Raw genomic sequence first — 261 nt, forward strand, 5'->3', positions numbered from 1 at the left:
GGGTCGTCGAGCTGGACGAGGATGCGGGCCTTCGATTCATAGCTGTTGGGCACCATGGCCAAGACCAGCCAGCCAAGCAGGCAGACGCCCCAGGCCACGCCCAGAGCGATCCACTTGCGGTGCCACACACTGAACAGCGCGGCGCGCAGCTCGTCGAGGAGTCCGTTCATGCCCCGGCCCCGCCGCTCAGAACGTGCTCTCGGGGATGATGATCACGTCGCCCGGCATCAGCATCACGTTGGCCTTGCTGTTGCCCTTTTT

The 261-nt window shown here is 64.8% G+C and carries 1 protein-coding gene; it reads right to left on the reverse strand.

The genetic code is table 11. From position 1 onward, the window contains the following. The coding region (locus ABFX56_RS16330; RefSeq protein WP_428834469.1) for a Wzz/FepE/Etk N-terminal domain-containing protein at positions 1-170 on the reverse strand (170 nt) is incomplete at its 3' end. Positions 171-261: the final 91 nt, after the last annotated feature.

The sequence above is a fragment of the Parafrigoribacterium mesophilum genome (genome assembly GCF_039652555.1).
In the GTDB taxonomy this organism is placed as follows: domain Bacteria; phylum Actinomycetota; class Actinomycetes; order Actinomycetales; family Microbacteriaceae; genus Parafrigoribacterium; species Parafrigoribacterium mesophilum.